This window comes from Halorhodospira sp. M38 (assembly GCF_022227985.1).
GTDB classification, from domain to species: Bacteria; Pseudomonadota; Gammaproteobacteria; order Nitrococcales; family Halorhodospiraceae; genus Halorhodospira; species Halorhodospira halophila_A.
Map to the genome: position 1 here is coordinate 1 of NZ_JAJNQP010000052.1, position 3,915 is coordinate 3,915.

Below are 3,915 nucleotides of genomic sequence, written 5' to 3' on the forward strand. Positions count from 1 at the left end.
TCCTCAGCTCTATATCCCCTTCCCAGTCAGCAACTTACAAAGGGGGTTATGCCAAAACGCGGGGCCCACGGACTTATGAACGACTCTCATCCGCAATTTATTCTCATTTTTAAAAGAGCCGGCTCACTGGATTCAGTTTAGCGGCCCGGGCCCAGCCCTGGCTACCCCTCGCTGCCTAGCCGGAACCGCCCAAGCCCCATGACGGCGCTCTTGCCGGCATGGACCCACTGCCCCGTCCAGAGCCACGGCCAGATCGGGGCTAGTGCCCCCTCGAGGCGGAAGTGCCCGAGCAACCCGCCGAGCGGGACGCACCGGCCCTGGCGGCTCGAGGACCGATCGGCGTCGTGCCAGTGCAGCACGGGCTCGCGCAGGGCGATCGCGCTCTGCGCATGGCGGGTCAGGGCGCCGTGATCGGCCTCGGGCGCCGTCTCGTCGAGGCTGGTGATCCGGCGCAGCAGCGCGGCGAGCAGTGGCTCCGGTGCAAGCGCCTCGGCGGTGAGGGGCTGGCCGTTGTGCTGCAGCCGCAAGGGGCTCTCGAGGATGACCTGGACCGAATCCCCCGGCGGCGGGGCAGGCGGCTCGGGCCGGTAGCCCGGCAGCGGCTTGGTCGGCGCCGGGGCCGGCTCACCGTGAGGGGGCCGGCTGATCACGCGGACCAGCCTCAGCGGGGCGGGGCCGAGCCGGAGCCGCTGCAAGGCCCGGTAGAGGGAGGGCCAGTACGCCAGCCCATCGACCATAAGGGTAAGGCCGAGCTCGAGGTGCTCGCCGGCGGCGACGCGCCGCCCGCCGGGCCCAGGGGCAAGCACCCAGGGACGGGGCGGATCGCGAAAGCGTGGGGCGAGGCCAGCCCGGCGGCGCGGCGGCTCGAAGAGCTGCGCGTAGGCGCACCGCTCGGCGACCCGGCATCCGCGGCACTGCGAGGCGCCGGTGATGCAGGCGTCGGCGCGCAGCCGCGCCCCGATGGCGCTGCGCCACAGGGCCCCCGGCTGCGCCGGCAGCACCAGGGCGTCCTGCGCCTCGAAGGTCAGCTGCAGCGGATGGAGCCGGATCACCCCGTTCCTCCTTCATCGATGTAGCGCTGGAGCCGCCTCTCCTCCTCGGCAATCTTCGGAAGTTTCTGCTTGGCTTTATTCGTCTTGCGGACCTTTTCACGGTGTTGCGCGAGGTGCTCGAAGGCTGCTTGCGCAAGCGCTGCCTGCTCCTCGGCGGCCACGGCCCCGGCCTCGAGCTGTTCGAGCAGGAAGCGGTGCGCCGGATAGTCCGGGTCCTGGCGCTGCTTGAGCAGCTCCTCGGCGCGGCGCTGCCCGGGCGGCAGGCTCGCGAGCTGCTCCTGGCGCGCCTGCTCGGCGCGGATCTGCTCGCGCGCCTCGGCCTCCTGGCGCCGGGCCTGCTCGTCGACGGCCAGGGCGCCGTAGCCTACCGCCGTCTTGGCGCCGAAGCCGAGCCACTCGAAGGCGTGGCTGAAGAGCGCCTCGAGCAGCCGCTGCCAGCGCGCCTGGCCGTCGTCGTCTACCGACTCCAGCAGCGCGGGCCCCGTCTGCCGCAGCAGGGCCTGATCGCACTGGACGTGGAAGCGAAAGGCGCTGCCCGCCGGCACCGTGAGGAAGTTGATCGGCACGGGTGCGCCGTTATCGTGCGGCTCGGTCCGGCCCGTTTCGTCCTGGTAGTAGCTGCCCTGGTGGGGCGTCATCACCTCCCAGGCGAGGTCCCGCCCCCGCCCCGGCGCGGGGAAGACGTCCCAGAAGTGCAGGGCGCCCCGGCGCCGCTCGGTCTCGCCGCCTTCCGCCGTGCCGGGGCTGCCGAGCAGCGCCTCGATCTCCGCCCAGTCCCAGTCGCGCCCGGCATCCTCGAACTCGCCCCCCTCGGCGAGCTCCCGCGCAGCCTGGCGCAGGACGCCCTTGATGCCGCTGCCCGCCAGGTAGGGCAGCCCGTGGGGGGTGAGGAAGGCGAAGCCGTTCTCCAGCGGATGCGCCATGCCGAGCCCCGTGGTGAAGGGGCTGATGCTCGTCGCCGGCAGGCTCAGGGTGCTCCCCGGCTGCGCGCGCTCTGCGGCCTCGAGCAAGTGCCGCTGGCGCTCGATAAGGGCGCTGAGGCGCTTGCGGTCGTCCTCGGTCAGCGGCAGCAGCTCCTCGGGCGCTGCGCCCTGGCGCTTGTGCCAGTTCGTGTCCCAGACGGCGAGGTAGAGCGCAAACCGGTGGCCGGGAGCGGCCTCCCGGAAGTCGTTGCCGAGATACGCGGGAACGGCGGCCTGGCTCATGACGGACGCTCCTCGACACGGGTGGGGGCGATCTGGCGAACCCAGCGCAGCCAGGCGAGGGCCTCGGCGGTCACCGCCTGGAAGGTGCGCGGCTCGGCGTGGAGCAGCGCCTCCATGACCGCCTCGTAGCCCGGGTCCGCGCCGTCGTTGCGGGCGTTGAGCAGCTCAGGGAATTGCCCGGCGAGCCAGCGCCGCAGTTGCCGCGCCAGGGCGCGATGGTGCTCCTCGTCCTTGTCTTCAAGGAAGGCGAGGGTCTGCATCAGGCCGCTGTTCATGATCAGCGCCGGCACACCCTTGGCGAGCTTGGCGTAGGCGTCCGTACAGCCCGCCGCGGCCTGCCAGGCGTCGGCGGCACGCTGCTGCTCGAGGGTCATGGGCGTCGTCATGATACCTCCTCCACGAGTCGGGCCGTGACGAGTCCCCGCCCGGTGGTGGCGTCGCCGCCGACCTGCAGGGTGTTGCCATCGAGGGCGGTGCGGAGCTGCCCGAGGACGGCGTCGCTGTCCAGCTCCCGCTTGCCGCTGCGATCACTGCTGGCCATCACCGGCGCGGCGAGCAGGCTCTCCGGCGGGAGGTTCTCCGTGTAGAACAGCCCCCCACCATCGGCGGTGCCCGTCTTTGGGTCGATGCGCACGTGGGGCTCGACCACCATGGCGTTGCGGCTGAAGTAGTCGAGCTCGGTATCCGGCAGGACCACGAGATCCCGGGCGAGCTTGGCCCGGAAGTAATCGCCGTGGTCCTTGGTGAGGGCGTACTCGGCGAGCCACTGCCCGATGGCGCCGACACCGGGATCAGCCTGCGCGGCGAGCTCGAAGACCTCCAGGTGGAGCCGCCCGCCGTCGGCGGTGAGGGCCTCGAGCCCCCCGGGGGTGACGGCGGCCGGGGCCCGCGCCGACTCGCCCTCGGGCAGCGTGGGCACGGTCCACTCGGGCCGTATCCCGACCTGGTGGAGCAGCCGCTGAAGCCGGGCGAGGGCGAGCGGCGAGGTGGCGTAGGCGTAGCCCTCCCGGCGAGTGCGCACCGGCAGGGCGACGAGCTGCGCGTCGCCGAAGCTCACGGCGCCGGCGTGCAGCTCCCCCTCACGCGGGCCGAAGAGCTGGTCGGCCTGGGCGGGGTTGCCGCCGAGCGCCTCGAAGCCGTGGCGCACGGCCCCCTTGAGCCCGGAGCCGGCGAAGCTCGGGTGCTGGGTGTGGACCTCGCGCTGGATGGGGTTGTCGATGACGCCGGTCGCGGTGCCGGCGCCCATGTGCACGGGGCTGACGCTGTAGAGGAACAGGGCGGCGTTCTTCTCGAACATGATCGGCGATATCCCTTCAGGCGTTGGCAATGGCGAAGCGGTTGAAGCCCTCAGCTCGCCGGGCCGGATCCTCATTCTCCGGGGTCAGCCCCCAGAGTCCGGATTCGGCAAGCTTGCGAAGCGGATCGAGCCCGCCTTCGAGGCCCTCGAGCCAGTAGACGGCACCGGCTGGGGCGGCGCGCTGGGCCGGCTTGGGGCGCTGCTGCGCCAGATCCCAGCCGCTGACGACCTGCCCGCGCGGCACGGCCGCGGCCACGAGCCGCGCCCGGCCGCCGGGGTAGTGCCAGAGGCCGTCGGCGTCGAGGCCGGGCAGCTTCCAGCCGCCGGGGAAGAGCCCCGGCGTGGTGAGCACGACCCGCAG

The 3,915-nt window shown here is 72.4% G+C and carries 5 protein-coding genes; all 5 read right to left on the bottom strand.

The window, feature by feature from the left end; translation table 11 throughout:
- Positions 1-161: 161 nt before the first annotated feature.
- The gene (cas6, locus tag LRA98_RS13195; protein ID WP_238634107.1) at positions 162-1,052 is read right to left on the bottom strand and encodes a CRISPR system precrRNA processing endoribonuclease RAMP protein Cas6; all 891 of its coding nucleotides are present in this window, start codon (positions 1,050-1,052) and stop codon (positions 162-164) included.
- Positions 1,049-2,257: a type III-B CRISPR module RAMP protein Cmr6 gene (gene cmr6 / locus LRA98_RS12580; protein WP_238634108.1), complete on the bottom strand. Its 1,209-nt coding sequence runs from the start codon at positions 2,255-2,257 to the stop codon at positions 1,049-1,051. Before cmr6 ends, cas6 begins: the two co-directional genes overlap by 4 nt.
- Entirely contained in the window at positions 2,254-2,643 is a 390-nt protein-coding gene (gene cmr5 / locus LRA98_RS12585) for a type III-B CRISPR module-associated protein Cmr5 (protein ID WP_238634109.1), read from the bottom strand. The genes cmr6 and cmr5 overlap by 4 nt, the downstream gene beginning before the upstream one ends.
- Positions 2,640-3,554: a type III-B CRISPR module RAMP protein Cmr4 gene (gene cmr4, locus LRA98_RS12590; RefSeq protein WP_238634110.1), complete on the bottom strand. Its 915-nt coding sequence runs from the start codon at positions 3,552-3,554 to the stop codon at positions 2,640-2,642. The genes cmr5 and cmr4 overlap by 4 nt, the downstream gene beginning before the upstream one ends.
- Before the next feature lie 16 nt (positions 3,555-3,570).
- The coding region (locus LRA98_RS12595; protein ID WP_274519988.1) for a type III-B CRISPR module-associated Cmr3 family protein at positions 3,571-3,915 on the bottom strand (345 nt) is incomplete at its 5' end.

Excerpts from the sequence above, each read along its gene's own strand:
- cmr6 (WP_238634108.1), bottom strand. The coding sequence starts at position 2,257 with ATGAGCCAGGCCGCCGTTCCCGCGTATCTCGGCAACGACTTCCGGGAG.
- cmr5 (WP_238634109.1), bottom strand. The coding sequence starts at position 2,643 with ATGACGACGCCCATGACCCTCGAGCAGCAGCGTGCCGCCGACGCCTGG.
- cmr4 (WP_238634110.1), bottom strand. The coding sequence starts at position 3,554 with ATGTTCGAGAAGAACGCCGCCCTGTTCCTCTACAGCGTCAGCCCCGTG.